Below are 17,506 nucleotides of genomic sequence, written 5' to 3'. Positions count from 1 at the left end.
TGACCTTCATCATATTTCCAGAATGCCGAGGACGCCTGCATGCCTGCTCAAGCCTTGTTCAAACCCTTCCATATGGGCAGCCTCGAGTTGCCGACGCGCATCGTCATGGCGCCGATGACCCGCTCGTTTTCACCCGGCGGCGTACCCAATTCCAACGTCATCGAGTACTACCGTCGTCGTGCGTCTGCGGGCGTTGGTTTGATCATCACCGAAGGCACCACGGTCGGGCACAAGGCTTCAAATGGCTACCCCAACGTGCCGCAGTTCTTCGGCGACGCGGCGCTGGAGGGGTGGCGCAAAGTGGTGGAAGCGGTTCATGCAGAAGGCGGCAAGATTGTGCCGCAACTCTGGCACGTGGGCGCTGTGCGTCGGCTGGGCACTGAGCCGGATGGCACGGTGCCGGCCTATGGCCCGACCGAGAAGCTCAAGGACGGCAACGTTGTCGTTCATGGCATGAGCAAGCAAGACATCGACGAGGTCATCGCGGCGTTCGCCCAGGCGGCGAAAGACGCCAAGGCCATCGGCATGGACGGCGTCGAGATCCATGGCGCCCATGGCTATCTGGTCGATCAGTTCTTCTGGGAAGGCACCAATCAGCGCACCGACGAGTACGGCGGAGACCTCGCGCACCGCTCACGCTTTGCCATCGAACTGATCCAGGCCGTACGAGCAGCAGTGGGCCCGGATTATCCGATCATCTTTCGTTACTCGCAGTGGAAACAGCAGGATTACAGCGCACGGCTGGTGCAAACGGTGGAAGAGCTCGACGCGTTCCTCAAGCCCCTTTCCGACGCAGGCGTCGACATTTTCCACTGCTCGACACGGCGTTTCTGGGAGCCTGAGTTCGAAGGCTCCGACCTGAACCTGGCCGGATGGACGCGCAAGCTCACCGGTAAACCTACCATCACGGTGGGCAGTGTCGGACTGGACGGCGAGTTTCTGCAGTTCATGGTCAACACCGACAAAGTCGCTCAGCCCGCGAGCCTGGAAAACCTGCTCAAGCGTCTGGGTGACGAGGAGTTCGATCTCGTCGCAGTCGGCCGTGCGCTGCTGGTCGACCCGGACTGGGCCATGAAAGTGAAGGAAGGCCGCGAGCACGACATCTTGCCGTTCAGCCGCGAAGCCCTGAGCCGATTGGAGTGAAGGAAAGGGACTAGTGAAGGAAATGCAAGAAAAGGGACTGATTTATTTGCAAGAAAAGGGACTGATTTATTTGCAAGAAAAGGGACAAGAAAAGGGACTGATTTATTTACAGCGCTTCACCGTAAATTAATCTGTCCCTGACTGCACCCATCGCTGGGTCGCTACTGTCCCGTTCACACCCCCAAAACAACCCCATCCCGCGTCTCGCTCGCAGCGCGCAAATAAGTCTCGAATGAGTCGATAATCCCGGCCCATCCCTGACGACTCGCGTGTTGCCGGGCATTCAGCCTGACCCGACGCAAGGTTTCTTCATCTTCCAGCATCCAGCGTGCGGCGTCGATGAACCCTTCCTCATCCCCGGGCATCGCCACCGCGCCATTGTGGCCGTGGCGAATATGTTGGGCCGCTGCGGCTTCGTCATAGGCGACCACCCCCAGCCCTGACGCCAACGCTTCCAGCACGACGTTGCCGAAGGTTTCAGTCAGGCTCGGGAACAGAAACAGATCACTCGACGCATAGTGCGCCGCCAGCGAATCCCCGCGCTGGGTGCCGCAGAAGATGGCGTTCGGGAGCTGACGTTGCAGCGTCGGCCTGACCGGTCCGTCGCCGACAATCACCAGGCGCAGGTTTTTCTCGGGATAGGTGCTCACCAGTCCGTCAAAGGTGATTTTCAGCAGCCCCAGGTTTTTCTCCGCCGCCAGCCGTCCCACATGCAGGACTGCCGTATCGCCCGGTTCAAGGCCCCAGCTTTCACGTAGCGCACTCGAACGCTTCGACGGGTGAAACAACTGGCAATCAACGCCCCGGGACAGCAACTCCAATCGCTCGAAGCCTCGGCGTTCGAGTTCGGATTTCTGCGTGAAACTGGGCACCAGGGTGGCGTTGGAGCGGTTGTGAAACCAGCGCAGGTAGGTCGTCAGCAGGCGAGTGACGAAGCTCAGCCCGTACTGCCGGGTGTATTGCTGGAAGTTGGTGTGAAAACCGCTGACGATGGCAATCCCCAGTCGCCGTGCGGCACGCAGCGCCGACAGCCCCAACGGGCCTTCCGTGGCGATATACAGCACGTCCGGACGATTGCGCTGCCATCGACGCAGGAGTTTGTGCATCGACGACTGCCCCCACTGCAACCCGGGATACCCCGGAATCGGCCAGCCACGGCACAACATCAAATCCTCCCCGGCCGCGCGCAGCTCGTCCTCGCTTTGCCGTGGCCGAATCACCTCAACCCGATGCCCCCGCAGGCGCAGACCGTCGCACAAACGGCTGAGCGTGTTGGCCACGCCGTTTATTTCCGGGGCATAGGTTTCGGTGATCAGGGTAATGCGCAGGGATTTACTCATGACATCAGTTTCTGAGGGGGTCGTTGCGCTTGTGTGGCGGTTCAGTGATGGATTTGTGACTGCAAATGACTGGCCGGGATTTGGAATTGGCGTCGCTCGAACCTGACCGATTTAAGAGCGACATACGACCCGGTCAGGTTCGAATAAGACTGCGGTGACACGGGACGCGTCAGCCACCAACAGTGAAGGGCACAAGCCTCGACTCGCCGATGCGTTCGAAGGCAGCCGGTTCTGGCACGTAATGGGTCTGCAGCGGGTTCAGGCTGGTCAGTTGCAGGTGCGAACGGGGTTCTGCGGGCCTGGCAAGGTTCGCGGATTCAGCTTTGAGGGTGTTCGAAACGAACGGCTGAGTCGCCTGCGCCAGTGCCTGCATGAACGCGGGGGCATGGGGTTCCGGCTTCTTCTGTCGGTCCATTGCAAAGGACGCAGGACTGACAGTGGTTTTGATCAGGGTGTTCAGTGGGGTTGAATCCATGGGCATCTAACTCCTGCTGATGAACACGCCGGGCGATCGAACGCGGCGGCAAATGCTCGCCCGGAGTGGGCATGCCCATGGTTAAACAGGAAGGCTGTGGGACGTGGCGAATACTGTCGTAGGAATCGTCCTGATTTTCTCAAGGTTGATTAAAAGAGTGTTTCCGCCTTTAGCATGCGTCGCCTCACTTCTGGAGGAAACACTGTGTCCGAGCAATTCAACGCGCCACCTGTTGCCGATTTGACGGCTTTGCCTACAATCGGCCCGCCGTTTTAAACCGTGTCGCTGGTCAAGCTGACGGTGATGATGTTCATCACTTGCGGGTTGTATGGGCTCTACTGGTATTACAAAAACTGGTCGCGGTACAAAGCGTATTCGGCGAAACCGATCTGGCCGGTCCCGCGCGCCATTTTCGGACTGATTTATATGCCATTCATGTTTGGCAAGGTTGACGCTTTGCTGAAGGAGAAAGGGCAGCGGGGGATGCCTTATTGGGGCACGCTTGCGGCAGGTATGATTCTTCTGGCACTCGCCCCGTCACTTGTTGTGTTCGTCCACAACATCGCAACAGGTTCGAAAGGCGTCGCTTCGGCAGGCCTTGGGCTTATCCCGCTAGGGATATCCGTCATTTCGACGTTCGCACAGTTCCTGATCATGCTCAGAGTGCAGTCGTTCATTAACCAGCTGAACCGCGACGCCGAGGGTAACTGCAAGTGTGGTTCTACCTTCGGTGAAGGTGTATGGGCGATGCTGGGCTTAATGTGCTGGGTCGTTGTGATAATCATCGTTGTCATGATTGAAGCTATCAGAATGTATTTTTCCAGCCGTGGCCTTTAGCCAGATGAGCGAGTGGCTACACTGATAGAACCCCTGCGTCTCACGCAAAAAAGGCCTCAACCGAGGCCTTTTCTCTTCATCAGCGAATGCGCTCTGCCAGCGTCGCCGCCCCACGCCTCCTCACCCGAAAAAACGTCGCTCCCGCCACCGCCTTACGAGTAGCATGCCAAGCAGGTCGCGCTGGGTCACCCAGGCCGGAAGCAACCTGTGCTGCCGCCTATCTCCAAAGCGAGGCAGCCGGGCGCGACGTCCAGTTGCAGATACTGAAACAGATCCGATAGCGCTCCGAATGCCGGGTCGGGCTTGGCGTCCCACTCTACGATTAGCCACCTCGCCTCCGGGGTAACCTCAAACCACTCAATGGCTTCGGTCGCCCCCTCCATCCTCATGCCAACTTTCTCCAGTTCTTTGTTGGCCTGGTAGGGCAGGGCTATCCTTTCTTGACCCGAATCCGTCCAGACACTCGATACGGTCGATCCGTCCTTGAATTGCCAATACACCGTCATCGGCTTAATGGGAGGCGGCTTCATCGGATCGTAATGAAAGACTTCAACCAGGTAGTGAGTGTCGATTTGCTGAGCATCTTGCTCTTCGAGTCTTCGATGGGCCTCAGCTAAAGTGAACTCATCAGGTTCTGTGTAAGTGATCGGCTGCTTCGTTGGTTTTTTCCACCAAAGGTTGAACATGCGGCTACTGGGTGCTACGTCGAACCAGCGTGTCGGGGTGGCCATTTGAGAAGTACTGAGCCCCATTTTTGTAATTGTCCTGTCGGGGTCGTAGTGAAGCAGTGCACGGGACGATGGGTCAGGTGTGAGCTTTATAGAGGCAGCGGGCCCATGGTCAAATTGGAAGTGGACGAACTCCGGCTTGATGCGAGGAGGCTCACGGTAACGAGCGTAACGCATTTCCAAAATGTAGTGACTTGTCCAGAAATCCAATGGAGAGTATTTATTCTGGATGGCGTATTCCAAGAGTGCATCCCTGGGCCGCTCCCTGAATGAGTCGAAGGCAAGCTCATGAGCGGGTCGAAGAGTGGGTTCGCTTTCTAACGTCAGGACGTCGTCTTCGACATACCATTTCCCTTTTGCATAGCCACTGGCACTTCCATATTCGACTCCCGCCGTAAATGTGCCGTCTTTTTCCAGCTGCAGTCCAGCCGCCATTTCCATCACGCCGTACAGGTAATATCGTCCTTCCAACGCTTGGCTTTCAGCGCGAGTGCAAGTCGCGATTACCCATAGGAGAACGATAAGGCAGAATTTGAAACTAGAACTGCCCGTTAACTTGAGTAAATTCATAACATCCCTTTCATATGTCGCGCCTCAAGCGCTGAGAAAAGTTCTTTGAATGATTGGCCATCGATGTTGGTAACTGAATTTCAGAGCGACTATTCACCATGAACCATATGGAATGCCGAATTTCTCAACATAGGCTTTGGACTCAGCCGATGGCTGAACGAACTTGCCACCCGATAAGCCGTCACTTGGCCCGGTCGGATCGACCTTGGCCTGAACCCTCGTGACCTCAATGGGAGACAAGCAGGGGCCTGTTACCCAAATTTTTACAACGCCGCCCGGTGCCAGGCCAATGACGATGGCTTTGCGGTAGTCGGTGATCCATTTCGCATCGGCACGGCAAAATACTTTTTCGCCTTTGCGCATGATCTCTCGGGTTGATTCGGGGATGTCGATGCGCGCGTGATAGATCTGTGGTTCGAGCAGTGATTGCCAGCGAACATAAATCTCTTTAGGAAGGTCAGCTTTGAGATATTTGCCTTTGCCCCATCCCACGCGCTCGGGCCAGCCTTTGGGATCGCCTTTGAATTTGTCTGGTAGACCCTTGCTTCGCGCTCTTGGATAGCCGATAGACGGCACACCTCTGGCTGCTTCAAAGCTGACATAACCGCTGATGTCTAGGACATTGACTGTTTCAATCCAGGCCTCCGTATAATCAGGGGCAAATACACCCAGGCGCCACGCGTTGTATGGCATTGAGCGACTGTTTGCGGCAGTGCAGCCAGTGAGCAGCATCAAGGACAGGGCTAGCAACAAAAGTTTATTCATTGGGATGCACCATGCGCAGACCGTTATCACTTGGGCGATTGATGAATACGGTATCGAATTTACTGTTCCAGTCATTGGCCGGATTCCAGTGGTAGGAGAGCTAGACATAGCGTTGATAGAGCAATGTCTCTTCGGCCGGACTCAATACGTAGGTGTTGGACTTCCCTAACCCGTAAGCGGTGAGCTCCCCTGCAACGGGCGGTAGTCCATCCAGCAATGAACACCTTCATTAATTTCTCACCACGAACCATACGGAATGCCGAATTTCTCGACATAGGCTCTGGACTCAGCCGATGGCTGAACGAACTTGCCATCAGATAAGCCGTCACTTGGCCCGGTCGGATCAACTGTGGCCTGCACCCTCTTAACTTCAATGGGAGACAAGCAGGGGCCTGTTACCCAAACTTTTACAATGCCGCCCGGTGCCAGGCCGATGACAATGGCTTTGCGGTAATCGGTGATCCATTTCGCATCGGCACGGCAAAAGGTTTTCTCTCCTTTAAGCATAAGTTTCCTCATTGACTCCGGAATATCGATACGGGCGTGATAAATCTGCGGTTCAACCAGCGATTGCCAGCGGATATAGAGTTCTTTGGGTAGGTCTGCGCGCTTGACGTATTTCCCAGCGCCCCATCCGGGGCGCTCTGGCCACCCCTTCGGGTCGCCCTTGAACACCTCGGGAATCCCTTTGCTAAAAGCGCGGGGATACGTCATTGAGGGTATCCCCCTGCCTGCTTCAAAAATTACATAACCGCTGTTATCCAACACATTGGCTGTCTCAATCCAGACCTCCATGTAATCGGGAGCGAAGAAGCCAAGGCGCCATGCGTCATATGGCATTGACCGGCTGCTAGCAGTCGTGCAACTGGTGAGCAGCAGTATCAGTGCGACGCCTAGGACGAGCTTATTCATTGAGATGCACCGTTCGCAGGTAGTTTTCGCCAGGCCGGTTGGTGAACAGCGTGTCGCGTTCAGCCGATGGGTTAGTGACGGGATTCCAGTGAGCAGAGAGGTGAATGTAACGTTGGTAGAGCAATGCCTCTTCGGTTGGGCTTAAACCGTAGGAGCTGGATTTTCCCAACGCATAAGCCTTGAGTTTCTCGTGGATAGGCTGGAGCTCAGAAGGCAAGGCAAGCCGTTTATCCTCGTCAGGAACTTCTCGAAACGGCACGCTATGCTGCACCGCCAGCTCACGCATGATCCTGAGGTAAACAAGCGCCAGATCGTTGCGCACTTCCCGCTGGCAGCTTACTGCGGCATAAACCCGCTTGGTGTGAGAGACATCGCCTTTGGCGTTGTGGGTGACGTCGACATGCCAGGTGCGGATTTCCAGCGGCAGGGCGTAGTTGGCGTAGATCGCTTCGACCTGTTGCAAGTCTTGCTGGGTGAGTTGATAACTGACAGCGCTGTGGTTAGGTGCGTTTTTAGCGATTTCGTTGTTGCGAGGTTTGCTCAGCATCACGCGCTCGACCATATCGGGCAGGTATCCGCCGCCCAGATCAGAATGCACGCCTGGGAGAGAGATCTCGGTACCGCCAGCCTGATTTAACGAAAAGTTAAAGCGGCGCTCGTCTTTGGCAACGAGGTGTACAACTTTTCGCGCAGTACCCGGCGCCAGCCGAATATCGATTCCGGGGTTGATGGCGTTATTACCGTTGAAGTCTCCGTGCATCCAGTCCGCAATGGCGGCCACGGTGTCAAAAATGCCGATGTAGTTGATGCAGAAATCTTTTTGACGCTGCCAAGCGAACCTGTCAGCCAAAACGGGCGATCCGGTAGGCAGGGCTGCTGCAAGAATGCTTTCTTCCCCTTTTAGCAGCTCATTTGCGAAATCCCTTGCTGCTGCAGCGCCTCGACTGAATCCGAAGATGTCGAATTCGATGCGTTGTATGCGCTTATTGGGATTGTTCTGTTCAAACTTACGTAGTGTTTCAAGAAACAGGCCGGGACTTTCTTCAACACGGGCTCTGACCCCTTGCGCGCCGAGCCCGGTGGCTTGGGAATACAGCGAGTCACCTTTCGTGCTGCTCGTGCCAATGCCTTCGACGTAGACTCGAAGTGCGGCCTCTATCTCCTCATCTGGAATTTGCTTGTCGCTGTCGTCTCTGTAGAGCTCAAACAGCTTCGCCACATTGCTGCTGTCATTCCCGAAACTGTCGTCCGGTGCGCCGCCATTGCCATCAAAGCCGTGCTTCTGGCAGAACGCGACAATGTCAGGCGCTGCCTCTGCGAGATTCACGTCACGGGCGTAGCAAGCGCGTGCTTTTTCACTGTTATCGCGGTTGTTACCCGTGCCATCGAAGAACATGCCGATGCGCAACGTGATCAACTGCTCCAGTTCAACCTCTTCCTCTTCTTCCTCCTCAAGTTCAGGTGCGGGACGCGGTGTCAGCCATTCTTCGGGCCGTGGAAAGTCGATCGCGATGTTTCCAGGCAACATTGTGTGGACGGGCATGGTCTTACCGTCCTTGTCGGTCACGCCGCTGAACACCTCGCCGTTCTGCGTGGTGATCCGGTAACGGACGAAACGGGCGGCGGCCTGTTGCGCATCGACCAGGGTGTACCCCGCCCCATAGCCATAAGGTATTGGCGTCACCGGAGTCGTAAGCGTGGTGGCACCGGCCTTCAACACATAAGCGGCCCGGTGATAGATGTTGCCGGGCGCACCCAGCTCGATCTCGCCATCCTTGATGCGGATGAAGGCTCCGCCGCAGCTGAAAACAAGCTCTTTCGGGGCGCTGATTTCGATCCGGCCGGCCAGGCTTTCAATCTTGATGTCATTGTTGGCCAGTGCGTGCAGTGCGCCTGTTTGCGCGTGCACTTGCAGGTCGCCCTGAACCGCTTTGAGTTGCAGGCCCTTGGTGACGGCGCACAGGCTGATTGCACCTTCGGCAGTGCCGGTGATGTTGCGTCCGGCGCTGAGGTCGGTTGAGCGTGACGAGGTGATGGCGACGCTTTCGCGACCAGAGGACAGGCAGATCGCTTCGGGGCTGACCATGCCAATGCCGGCCGGTGCGTGCAGCAGAAGACCGGGCTCGGTGAGGTGAGTCAGCGCATCGTTCAGTTGAGTTTGGCCGCTCGTATCGGCGGGAATGGCGCCCGCACTCTTTGCAGCCTGGGCCATGGTGCGGGCCAGGGACAGCGCGGTTTCGAGCTGGTCGATTGCAGCGTCCATGTCGAGCTGCTGACCGTGGGCTCTGGTCTGTTCATCCGCACTGATGAAAAGCCCGCGCCCCGCCCGAATCGCGCCCCAGCCGTCGGTGCGCAATTCAAACCCTTCGCCGCGCTTGTCTTTCTCGTTGTCGACCAGATGCCCAAGGTTTAGCTGGCTCTTACCGCTGTGCTCGGTGCTGAGTTTGATGTGTTCCTTGCCGCGATTGTCCTCCATACGCAGCTTGTTGTTGGCAGGGGTGCGCAGGACGTTGCGTTTGTAATCGCTGCGCAGCAGCGTCACATGGTCAGGATGTCGGCTGTCGTGAAGTGCATGGGCGATGTAGGGCCGGTCCGGGTCGCCCTGCTCGAAGGCAATCGCCACCTCGGTGCCGCAGATCAGTGGCAGGTGCAGTCCGTGGGTATCCCCGGCATAGGGGCGGGCGAGGCGCAACCACAGGCTTTCCTCACCCAGTTTCCAGCTGTCGCGGTCGAACAGAAAGCTGACCTTGTAGCGGCCTTCGCTGTCGATGTGGCTATAGGGATCGTTGGCCAGCGAGCTGGTGACACAGGCCGGAACGGTGCCGGCTATCGCAGGCTTTGCCAGCAAAGGCGGCCGAAAACACACGCTTTCGGAATACGGAATCGCCTCAAAACTCAGTTCAAAGCTTCGATCCCGCGCTGCACGCAAATGCAATCGCGTGATCACAGCACCCGGCTCAAACGCCTGAGGCGCACCACCGGAAATCGCCAGCACCTGCGCCAATCCCAACGAAGCGCTGCTGCTAATCCCGGTCAGCCGCGTCTGGTTATTCAGATACCGCTCATGCCGCAGGCGGGCGTAGAAGAACCCGCTTTCGCCCTCTAAATCCTCATCCTGATCGAGCTTGTCTCCCAGCACTTTGTACGGCTCGGCATAGTGATACGCCTCGCCATAAGTCGTGGAATCCCCACGCGTCTGATCTACATCCCCGTCCAGCCAAGCACTGGCGTCACGGTGGTGATAAGCCTGAAAGTGAACACTCTTTTCCACCACTCCATGACTGGACTGCAAACCCCAGACCCCATCCGCGCCGCTGCTGCCCAAACCCGACTGGGGCCGGTAGGGCAGACTGATCCGAGGGCGAACGTAATGACGCTGATCATCATGAAATTCGACGACCGCAATGCCCAATCGCTCATCGTTAGTGAAGCGGTACCAGATCCCCACTTCCGCCAGCAGCCGCGAAACAAACGCCAGATCGCTCTCGCCGTACTGCATCACCTGCTCACGCTTCGGATACTCCCGCACCAGCGAAAACAGAAAATCCTGCCCCTCAAAATCATGCCGTGTGCGCAGAATGCTCTCGACAATCTGCGGCACCGACTGATGCTGATAAATCCGAAACTGCTTTCCACGCCCCAGCAATGCCAGTCGCGGCTCCAGTGTCACTTCATAGCGCGCCTCATCAGCGGAACCGGACAGGCGCTTGAAGCCGGTGATGACCCCATGCAACGTGCGCAACGGTTTAACCGAAGGCACCGGCAAGCCTGGAATCGCAGTCGGCAACGTGTGGGCCGCCGCATGCAGACTGAACTGCGCATCCTGCCCGAGCATCCGCTCGGCGCCGATGTCCCGTTCAACCGAGGTAAATTCCACGCGGTAATGAAAGGGCTGACTCAGCCGCTCCTCACCCTCAAACGTCAGCACATCAAGCGCCACCGGCAGGTTATGAACGACGAGTTTATGGCGACTGTGATCGAAAAAAGGCGGCAATACGGTGAGCATGAATGAGCGTCCCTGGCAGGAGAATGCACCCCCGACCGGTCCATAAAGAACCGATCAACTCATCCATGACAGGGGCTGAAGCGGGCGAAGATGAGGCATTCCTCACCGTCATTCCATAGGCAAAACACGAACCGGACGCGTCCTAATGGAGATCAGGAAATGCCCTACACAGATCGCAAGGGGCACGGCGTTTGAGCCGCCCGACGCTCCCGGCTGAAGGCGGAAGCAGAGTTGTGCAGTTTGATGTGGCGCGAGCCAGCTTTCCGGAAACGGGCTGCTTAAAATACGTCGAATAGTCGGCAGCAACCCTGGATTCCCAGCGCGCTGATCGTCCCGTTTAAAAAAGCGTGCGTATAAAAAAGGCCTCAATCGAGGCCTTTTCTCTGCATCAGCGAATGCGCTCCGCCAGCGTCTCCGCACCACGCTCCCTCACCCAGAACAACGTCGCTCCTGCCACCGCCGCCGGCATCATCAGGATGTTGACCACCGGTATCAGCAGCACCAGATAAACAATCCCACCGAAACTCATGCTTTGCCACCGTTTGGCACGCAGCCAGGCGAGCATGTCTTGCCAGCTCATTTTGTGGTTATCGGCGGGGTAGTCGATGTATTGGATAGCCATCATCCACACGCCGAACATCAGCCACAGCGGCGCGGCGACAAGGTTCACCACGGGGATCCACGAAAGGATGAACAGGCCAATGGCGCGGGGCAGGAAGTAGCCCAGTTTGCGCATTTCCCGGCTCAGGGTGCGCGGCACCATTTCCGCCAGCTCACCCCAGCTGAAGGCAGGAAAATCGTCCGTCCCGCGCAACACCACTTCCACCTTCTCGGCGAGAAATCCATTGAACGGCGCGGCGATGATGTTGGCGATCATGGTGAAGGTGAAGAACACCATCAGCGCCACGAGCACCACGAACAACGGCCACAGGATGTAGTTGAGAAAGCTGAGCCAGCCGGGGAGGGTCGGCATGAAGGAGTCAACCCAGAGCCTGAATTCGTGGCCGGCGAAGTAGATCATGGCGCTGAACAGCACCAGATTGATCGCCAGCGGCAGCAGCACGAACAGGCGCAGGCCAGGACTAAGGACCAGTTTCAGGCCTTCGCGCAGGTATTGAGGGCCAGACAGGACGGGTGCAGGCATGTGTGCCTCCAGGCAGTGATATCGCGCCGACCTTACCGGCTTTGCGACGAGGGCGGAAGCGCCGCTGCAGGTGCGACATTCGCTGAAACAATCGTGCAGCGATAAAGTCTATGCAGGACTGCATGTGCAAAGCGGAGGACGCACATAGGGCTGGCCTATGAGCTGGATTGTGAAACGATATTTCCTTAATCTTCTCCGCCCCGATAAGCTTGCGGCCAACTTTTACCGCTGCTGTGCCCCGAGTGGCAGCTTCTCGTTTTCAGGATCGGCGGGCGCCCCGTGTAGCCACAGGCTCCGTCAGTCCCAACCCTCTCAACCGGTACGCCGGTTCAGACCCAGTGACTCCGACCACGCATAACGATGGCCGGTCAATAGGAGTGTGTCATGTCTGATGTACGTCATTCGCGAGTGATTATTCTCGGCTCCGGCCCTGCCGGTTACAGCGCTGCAGTCTATGCCGCGCGCGCCAACCTCAAGCCGTTGCTGATCACCGGGATGCAGGCGGGCGGTCAATTGACCACCACCACCGAAGTCGACAACTGGCCGGGCGACCCCCATGGCCTGACCGGCCCGGCCTTGATGGAGCGTATGCGTGAACACGCCGAGCGTTTCGAGACCGAGATCGTTTTCGATCACATCAATGCAGTGGATCTGGCAGGCAAACCGTTCAGCCTGAAAGGCGACAACGCCACTTACACCTGCGACGCGCTGATCATCGCCACCGGCGCCAGCGCCCGTTATCTGGGTCTGCCGTCCGAAGAAGCGTTCATGGGCAAAGGTGTGTCGGCCTGCGCGACCTGCGATGGTTTCTTCTATCGCAACAAGCCGGTCGCAGTGGTCGGGGGCGGTAACACTGCCGTCGAGGAAGCCCTGTACTTGGCCAACATCGCCAGTAAGGTCACCCTGGTTCACCGTCGCGATACCTTCCGCGCCGAGAAGATCCTTATCGACAAACTGCATGCACGTGTTGCCGAGGGCAAGATCGAGCTCAAACTCAACGCCACCCTGGACGAAGTGCTGGGCGACAACATGGGCGTGACCGGTGCGCGCTTGAAGAACAATGACGGCACCTATTCCGAAGTGACCGTCGACGGCGTATTCATCGCCATCGGCCATACGCCGAATACCAGCTTGTTTGACGGTCAGTTGGCGTTGAAAGACGGCTACATGGTCGTTCAAGGCGGTCGCGAAGGTAATGCGACAGCCACCAGCGTTGACGGTGTTTTCGCGGCCGGCGACGTGGCGGATCATGTTTACCGTCAGGCAATCACCTCGGCTGGCGCAGGCTGCATGGCGGCACTGGACGTCGAGCGCTACCTGGACGGCCTGGCGAACGTTTCGTTCTGACCTGACCTCCAGTTGCAAAAAAACCGGCTCATTGAGCCGGTTTTTTTATATCGGGCAAACGGCCCCATCAGCGTCGAGCGCGCGGTCAGGCCTTGGGCTTGAGCGGCTCGGCTGAGAACTTCACACCGGCCAGCCCGTTGGCAATCAGCGCGCGGATGTTGCCGTGGTCCGAACCGTCCGGTGTATCGAGCACAGAACGGTAGTGCTCGCCAAAAGCCAGAAGCGCTTCTTCATCGCTCAGGCCTTCCAGCAGCGCCAGGCCGAGGGTCTTGCACGAACCTTCGTTCTGGCCAGCGGCGTTTTCCACCGGGCCGTTGCTGAACGCCTGAGGCTGATAGTCGTAATGCGCGGCGATGAAGGCCAGGGTGTCTGCGAACAGATGATTGCCGCTGGCGAGGCTGGCGCGCAGGCCGGGCAGGTCAGTCATGCTTGGGTTCCTTGGCGAACGCAGCTTGCTGCTCGGTGCTGGCTTCTTTCTGGTACGTGGATTTCCACTCGCTGTACGGCATGCCGTAAACCACTTCGCGGGCGTCATCGAGCGTGATGTCGATGTGCTTCTCGTCGGCCTCGGCCTTGTACCACTTGGACAGACAGTTGCGACAGAAACCGGCGAGGTTCATCAGGTCGATGTTCTGCACGTCCTTGCGGCTGTCCAGGTGCGCAACCAGACGGCGGAAAGCGGCGGCTTCGAGTTCAAGACGTTGTTGCTCGGTCATGGTGTGCTCTGTGGGAAGTAAAGATGGGCGGATGATAAGAGTGGCAGGCAGGCCGGGCAAGCGTGGGCCTTCACCGGCGAGCGAAGGAATCAGCGGGCTGCCGCCAGGGTGATCGACACCGACTCGGCGAAACGCAGCGCGTGGGGCTTGTCCACTTCGACTTCGGCGTATTGCACCGCCTCATGGGTCATCACCAGGTCGAGCACTTCCTGGGTCAGGCGCTCAAGCAGTGCAAAGCGGTTGCTTTCCACGTGCTGGATGATGGCCTTGGTGATGGTCCGGTAGTTCAGCGCGTGATCAATGTCGTTGTCGCGCACCGCTTCCTGCGCCGCGTACAGGATCGTCAGGTTGATCAGCACGTCCTGCTTGTTGAGAATTTCGGCTTCGTTGATGCCGATAAACGTACGCAGGCACAGGTCTTTGACCCTGATGCGTGCGGTGCCGGGTTCGAGTCTTGCCATGGACTACTTGCTCCGTCCGATCAATTGCAGAAATTCCATGCGGGTCGTGGTCGACTCGCGGAAGGCGCCGAGCATCACCGAGGTGTTCATGGTCGAGTTCTGTTTTTCAACGCCGCGCATCATCATGCACATGTGCTGAGCCTCGATCACCACGGCCACGCCTGCGGCCTTGGTCACGTCTTGAATCGCATCGGCGATCTGCCGCGTGAGGTTTTCCTGAATCTGCAGGCGCCGCGCGAACATATCGACGATGCGCGCGATTTTCGACAGGCCAAGGACTTTCCCGGTGGGGATATACGCGACGTGGGCCTTGCCAATGAAGGGCAGCAGGTGATGCTCGCACAGCGAATACAGTTCGATGTCTTTGACGATCACCATCTCGTCGCTCGCGGAGGCAAACAACGCGCCGTTGACGATCTCGTCCAGTGTCTGCTCGTAGCCATGACACAGGTACTGCATGGCCTTGGCCGCGCGCTTGGGCGTATCCAGCAGGCCTTCTCGTTCAGGATCTTCACCCAGTCCGACGAGGATTTCACGGTAATGCTGTGGCAGTGACAGGGTCATCAATGGTTCCTCGGGGCGGCTTACTTGACGTGCCGTCCGCCGTTTACGGTCAGAGTGGTGCCGGTGACGTAGGGGTTATCCAGCAGATAGCGCAGGCTCTGGTAAATCACCTCGGCGCCGGGTTCGATCCCCAGTGCCGATTTTTCCAGCGTGCGCGCGCGGTATGCCGCATCGTCGTCGGGTTGAAACATCAGCATGGCCGGGGCAATGCCGTTGACCTTGATATGGGGCGCGTATCGGGCTGCGAAGGACAGGGTCAGGTTTTCCAGCCCCGCCTTGCTGGCGCTGTAAGCGATGTGCTTGCTGCTGCCCTTGCGGGTGACATCGTCGCTGATGTGAATAATGTCGGCCGTCTCCGAGCGCCGCAACAGCTCGGCGCAGTGCAGATTGATGAGATAAGGCGTCAGCATGTGGACGTTGAACATTTGCATGAACACATCCGCCTCGTCCCCCGGCGTTTCGGCCAGCCAGTCGGACGCGTTGTGCACGATGGCCCTCAGGCTGTCGGTCTGCTCTTTGAGTCGGGCGATGAAATCCAGCACGCTCGTCTCCGACGAAAAATCAGCCTGAAGTATTACCGCGCCCAGCGCCTTCAAGCGTTGCACGCCCGGCCGCTCACTGCGGTAGGTGATGATCACCGGCTGGCCTTCCGCCAACAGACGCTCGGCGCAATGCAGGCCGACGCGCTGGCTGGCGCCAGTGATCAAGACAGGGGCAGGGGAGCAGGCCATGGTCGTCACGCATTCATCAACGGGGGAGAAAGGTCGGGCGAGTCGGTGCTGAATGGCGAACAGTGGATGCTCGCGTGCACCATCGAAAACGACCGTGGGGCAAAGTTACCCCAACGGTCGGTTCTTGTACAACACCGACAGGGCTGTACATGTTTTTTGAAACGGCGCCACGCCGGGCCGCTGTATCGCAGGTCGGCGGCGTCCAGATCGGGAAAGCGTTTGTCGCTGAGCGCTAGCGGGTAGATGCCGGCTCTGTTCCGCTGACCTGAGCAGGCACGTTGCTGTGCAGCCACCCCGCCAGAAGATGGGTCGAGAGCGGAATGAACCAGAACACCATCAGCGGCGTGAGGATCAACGTGCTGATCATGATGCGCGGGAACAGCTCCAGCTGACCGAGCAGTGGCCCCAGCACAAAGTTGAAGATCAGCGACACCGGAAAGAACGCCAGCCAGATGGCAACGGCTTGCTTCCAGCGCGGCGGACGCTGACCAGCGGCGCCGAACCAGCCGTCGATGCCGCTCACCCGGTGCACAGAATTCTTGGCAAACAAGCCACTGCCGCGCACCAACCAGGAGCGTCGGGAGGCAGAATGCTCCCAGGCGTGCATGGTGGCTTCATCGGCGAAGCGGAAAATAATCTGGAATTCGTCATCCCCGGGCGGAGGAGCGAGCACACCTGACCCTAGATAGCCGGGGAAGTCTGTAGCGAGTTGTTCGCCTTCATGCAGCCAGGCAATAAGCTCTTGATAGCGGCCATGGGCGACGCGACGGGCAACCATCAGCGTGACGGGTGAGGTAGACATTGTGTATCTCCGATAAACAAGTGAACTTCCCGGGTAGGGAAATCACATGACAGGTCGCCGGGGTGGTGGCGATGCGTCAGCTTCACTGGGAAAAGCAAGCAAGGATTATTCCTGAAACCTGCGATAACGCCAGAGGTGTTGGTCGGACGGAAGAGGGTGCCGGGAGGGATCGCCTGATCAGGCAATCCTAGAGGTGCATCGAGGGGTGAATCTTGCGGTGTTCCTGAAGGATGTACTGACGCAGACGTTCAGTGTCTTCTTTACTGTTCTGGCTCAACCGATACGCCGCAAGACCATGATGGTTCAGGCGTTCGAAGTTGCCACGCAAGGCGATGGGCGCATAGCCCTGAGGCGTGAACCACGCGGCGAATGACTTCGGCGGTTTGGTCTGCTTGCGCATCTCCAGCAGGATGCCTTTGAACGAGATTTCATGAACCCAGAGTGCGGTGAGCGAGCCCTTTGCGGTCTCCAGCGGAATCGGCTCAGGCAGGATCAGACGCCATGGGCGAATGCGCGGGCCTTCCTCGAAGATGCTTGGCGCACCCAGCTCCAGATGCAGCGCGTGAAACTCGTCTTCGACAAGATGCAGCGGGAAGGTCATTTGCTGATTATCGAACTGGGCCTGAATCGTGACTTGCTCATGGGCAGCGAGACGGGTCAGCAGATCTTGAATCTGCACGCCGCCGTTAACCACCAGACTGCTGGATTTGTCTCGCAAATTCAGCGTGGGGTTGTGCTGCATGTTCTGGATAAACTCCAGTTCATCCGGCGTGAGGATATTGTCGCGCTGCATGGCCAAGCTCGATTAACCGGTTATTGAGAGAGCAGACAGATGGTTCGCATGTTGGTTGCGACCGTTCGTCAGTTGCAGGATGTTACTCTTTCAGGATTTTCATCTCTAGCCGAGCGTGTGCCCGTTGATCACTTAACTTGAGGCTTTTCACTCGGCGTGCTGTGGATCAGCG

Annotated in this window: 16 protein-coding genes and 1 pseudogene; 3 read left to right on the top strand and 14 right to left on the bottom strand. The window is 57.9% G+C overall.

The features are described 5' to 3' along the window. The first annotated feature begins 39 nt into the window (after positions 1-39). Entirely contained in the window at positions 40-1,143 is a 1,104-nt protein-coding gene (locus QWI18_RS07385) for an NADH:flavin oxidoreductase (RefSeq protein ID WP_192132593.1), read from the top strand. Between the two features lie 173 nt (positions 1,144-1,316). On the opposite strand, the gene QWI18_RS07380 is transcribed toward QWI18_RS07385, so the two are convergent. Then, positions 1,317-2,483, bottom strand: coding sequence for a glycosyltransferase family 1 protein (locus QWI18_RS07380; RefSeq protein WP_192132594.1), 1,167 nt, complete (start codon positions 2,481-2,483; stop codon positions 1,317-1,319). A gap of 169 nt (positions 2,484-2,652) precedes the next feature. Further along, complete coding sequence (locus QWI18_RS07375; protein WP_192132596.1) at positions 2,653-2,958, bottom strand: hypothetical protein; 306 nt, start codon at positions 2,956-2,958, stop codon at positions 2,653-2,655. Between the two features lie 279 nt (positions 2,959-3,237). Here QWI18_RS07375 and QWI18_RS07370 point away from each other — a divergent pair, with 279 nt between their 5' ends. Continuing rightward, positions 3,238-3,795, top strand: coding sequence for a hypothetical protein (locus QWI18_RS07370; protein ID WP_192132598.1), 558 nt, complete (start codon positions 3,238-3,240; stop codon positions 3,793-3,795). 185 nt (positions 3,796-3,980) lie between these two features. Here QWI18_RS07370 and QWI18_RS07365 read toward each other — a convergent pair whose 3' ends face one another. The 5 genes and pseudogenes from QWI18_RS07365 to cysZ all read right to left on the bottom strand — a co-directional run bounded on the left by QWI18_RS07365 (position 3,981) and on the right by cysZ (position 11,920). Further along, on the bottom strand, positions 3,981-5,093 hold the full coding sequence (locus tag QWI18_RS07365; protein WP_369318520.1) for a hypothetical protein: 1,113 nt from the start codon (positions 5,091-5,093) through the stop codon (positions 3,981-3,983). Between the two features lie 93 nt (positions 5,094-5,186). Continuing rightward, positions 5,187-5,858: a DUF2931 family protein gene (locus tag QWI18_RS07360; RefSeq protein ID WP_369318519.1), complete on the bottom strand. Its 672-nt coding sequence runs from the start codon at positions 5,856-5,858 to the stop codon at positions 5,187-5,189. Positions 5,859-6,095: 237 nt separating this feature from the next. Next, positions 6,096-6,770, bottom strand: coding sequence for a DUF2931 family protein (locus tag QWI18_RS07355; RefSeq protein WP_296306659.1), 675 nt, complete (start codon positions 6,768-6,770; stop codon positions 6,096-6,098). 1,690 nt (positions 6,771-8,460) lie between these two features. Then, positions 8,461-10,776 (bottom strand): annotated as a pseudogene (locus tag QWI18_RS07350) (type VI secretion system Vgr family protein); the annotation flags it as partial. A 388-nt stretch (positions 10,777-11,164) separates the two neighbouring features. Continuing rightward, the gene (cysZ, locus tag QWI18_RS07345; protein ID WP_369318518.1) at positions 11,165-11,920 is read right to left on the bottom strand and encodes a sulfate transporter CysZ; all 756 of its coding nucleotides are present in this window, start codon (positions 11,918-11,920) and stop codon (positions 11,165-11,167) included. Positions 11,921-12,304: 384 nt separating this feature from the next. Between cysZ and trxB the strand changes: the two genes are divergently transcribed. Then, positions 12,305-13,267, top strand: a complete 963-nt coding sequence (gene trxB, locus QWI18_RS07340) for a thioredoxin-disulfide reductase (protein WP_296311850.1) — start codon at positions 12,305-12,307, stop codon at positions 13,265-13,267. Between the two features lie 85 nt (positions 13,268-13,352). On the opposite strand, the gene QWI18_RS07335 is transcribed toward trxB, so the two are convergent. The 7 genes from QWI18_RS07335 to QWI18_RS07305 form a co-directional block, all read right to left on the bottom strand. After that, on the bottom strand, positions 13,353-13,694 hold the full coding sequence (locus tag QWI18_RS07335; RefSeq protein WP_065991855.1) for a HopJ type III effector protein: 342 nt from the start codon (positions 13,692-13,694) through the stop codon (positions 13,353-13,355). Then, positions 13,687-13,983, bottom strand: coding sequence for a DUF1244 domain-containing protein (locus tag QWI18_RS07330; protein ID WP_065991857.1), 297 nt, complete (start codon positions 13,981-13,983; stop codon positions 13,687-13,689). Before QWI18_RS07330 ends, QWI18_RS07335 begins: the two co-directional genes overlap by 8 nt. A gap of 89 nt (positions 13,984-14,072) precedes the next feature. Continuing rightward, complete coding sequence (gene folX / locus QWI18_RS07325; protein ID WP_065991860.1) at positions 14,073-14,444, bottom strand: dihydroneopterin triphosphate 2'-epimerase; 372 nt, start codon at positions 14,442-14,444, stop codon at positions 14,073-14,075. Positions 14,445-14,447: 3 nt separating this feature from the next. Next, positions 14,448-15,008, bottom strand: a complete 561-nt coding sequence (gene folE / locus QWI18_RS07320; protein WP_192132604.1) for a GTP cyclohydrolase I FolE — start codon at positions 15,006-15,008, stop codon at positions 14,448-14,450. 20 nt (positions 15,009-15,028) lie between these two features. Beyond that, on the bottom strand, positions 15,029-15,739 hold the full coding sequence (gene folM, locus QWI18_RS07315; protein WP_065991864.1) for a dihydromonapterin reductase: 711 nt from the start codon (positions 15,737-15,739) through the stop codon (positions 15,029-15,031). Between the two features lie 232 nt (positions 15,740-15,971). Further along, positions 15,972-16,541: an antibiotic biosynthesis monooxygenase gene (locus QWI18_RS07310; protein ID WP_065991866.1), complete on the bottom strand. Its 570-nt coding sequence runs from the start codon at positions 16,539-16,541 to the stop codon at positions 15,972-15,974. A 187-nt stretch (positions 16,542-16,728) separates the two neighbouring features. Further along, on the bottom strand, positions 16,729-17,334 hold the full coding sequence (locus QWI18_RS07305; RefSeq protein WP_065991868.1) for a hypothetical protein: 606 nt from the start codon (positions 17,332-17,334) through the stop codon (positions 16,729-16,731). Positions 17,335-17,506 lie beyond the last annotated feature (172 nt).

It is taken from the genome of Pseudomonas sp. W2Oct36 (genome assembly GCF_041060465.1).
In the GTDB taxonomy this organism is placed as follows: domain Bacteria; phylum Pseudomonadota; class Gammaproteobacteria; order Pseudomonadales; family Pseudomonadaceae; genus Aquipseudomonas; species Aquipseudomonas graminis_B.
The sequence above is the reverse complement of the archived record's forward strand: the minus strand, read 5'-3'. Positions and strand labels throughout refer to the sequence as shown.

What these genes read in the sequence shown, in the direction of transcription:
- folE (WP_192132604.1), bottom strand. Translation starts at nt 15,008, where the DNA reads ATGACCCTGTCACTGCCACAGCATTACCGTGAAATCCTCGTCGGACTG.
- trxB (WP_296311850.1), top strand. Translation starts at nt 12,305, where the DNA reads ATGTCTGATGTACGTCATTCGCGAGTGATTATTCTCGGCTCCGGCCCT.
- QWI18_RS07330 (WP_065991857.1), bottom strand. Translation starts at nt 13,983, where the DNA reads ATGACCGAGCAACAACGTCTTGAACTCGAAGCCGCCGCTTTCCGCCGT.
- folX (WP_065991860.1), bottom strand. Translation starts at nt 14,444, where the DNA reads ATGGCAAGACTCGAACCCGGCACCGCACGCATCAGGGTCAAAGACCTG.
- QWI18_RS07310 (WP_065991866.1), bottom strand. Translation starts at nt 16,541, where the DNA reads ATGTCTACCTCACCCGTCACGCTGATGGTTGCCCGTCGCGTCGCCCAT.
- QWI18_RS07305 (WP_065991868.1), bottom strand. Translation starts at nt 17,334, where the DNA reads ATGCAGCGCGACAATATCCTCACGCCGGATGAACTGGAGTTTATCCAG.
- QWI18_RS07360 (WP_369318519.1), bottom strand. Translation starts at nt 5,858, where the DNA reads ATGAATAAACTTTTGTTGCTAGCCCTGTCCTTGATGCTGCTCACTGGC.
- QWI18_RS07375 (WP_192132596.1), bottom strand. Translation starts at nt 2,958, where the DNA reads ATGGATTCAACCCCACTGAACACCCTGATCAAAACCACTGTCAGTCCT.
- QWI18_RS07385 (WP_192132593.1), top strand. Translation starts at nt 40, where the DNA reads ATGCCTGCTCAAGCCTTGTTCAAACCCTTCCATATGGGCAGCCTCGAG.
- QWI18_RS07335 (WP_065991855.1), bottom strand. Translation starts at nt 13,694, where the DNA reads ATGACTGACCTGCCCGGCCTGCGCGCCAGCCTCGCCAGCGGCAATCAT.
- QWI18_RS07355 (WP_296306659.1), bottom strand. Translation starts at nt 6,770, where the DNA reads ATGAATAAGCTCGTCCTAGGCGTCGCACTGATACTGCTGCTCACCAGT.
- cysZ (WP_369318518.1), bottom strand. Translation starts at nt 11,920, where the DNA reads ATGCCTGCACCCGTCCTGTCTGGCCCTCAATACCTGCGCGAAGGCCTG.
- QWI18_RS07365 (WP_369318520.1), bottom strand. Translation starts at nt 5,093, where the DNA reads ATGAATTTACTCAAGTTAACGGGCAGTTCTAGTTTCAAATTCTGCCTT.
- folM (WP_065991864.1), bottom strand. Translation starts at nt 15,739, where the DNA reads ATGGCCTGCTCCCCTGCCCCTGTCTTGATCACTGGCGCCAGCCAGCGC.
- QWI18_RS07380 (WP_192132594.1), bottom strand. Translation starts at nt 2,483, where the DNA reads ATGAGTAAATCCCTGCGCATTACCCTGATCACCGAAACCTATGCCCCG.